1 protein-coding gene is annotated in these 416 nt (G+C 45.9%); it reads right to left on the reverse strand.

Annotated elements, in window-relative coordinates; all coding sequences use genetic code 11:
• Positions 1-416: FAD-dependent oxidoreductase (locus L6773_RS21355; RefSeq protein WP_237856710.1), on the reverse strand; the 416-nt coding region annotated here is incomplete at both ends.

Consider the following 416-nt stretch of genomic DNA (forward strand, 5'->3'; position numbering starts at 1 on the left):
TATTCATAGTTCACATTGATGTGATTTGTAGAAAAGCCCCAGCGATTGTTGGTATCTGTTTTTCGATTGGGCATTGCTCCCGGCAGCCATGGGATGCGATTCTCTCCCGCTTCAAAATTTCGGAAGAGTAATTCATAGTGCAGTTCATCATACCCGTCCGGCTTGGCAAACTCTATCTTATTCTCATCTACATCTGTAAGGCACATCCGGTAGCAGTACGCCTGCACTCTATGATCACCGGAAAACTCTTCCCCGGGGTCTCCGTCATGAACACCCGGCAGAATTCCGCTTTGCCTGTTCCCGGGTTCAATGTAGGGATCTACAAAGCCCGGAAATATATGATTGTGAGTTCTTACCTTCTGAACTCCATTTAAGGTTTCATCATAGGTAGAGTTAGATTCACGACCCACATGATA

This window comes from Rhodohalobacter sulfatireducens (genome assembly GCF_022012475.1).
Classification (GTDB): Bacteria; Bacteroidota; Rhodothermia; order Balneolales; family Balneolaceae; genus Rhodohalobacter; species Rhodohalobacter sulfatireducens.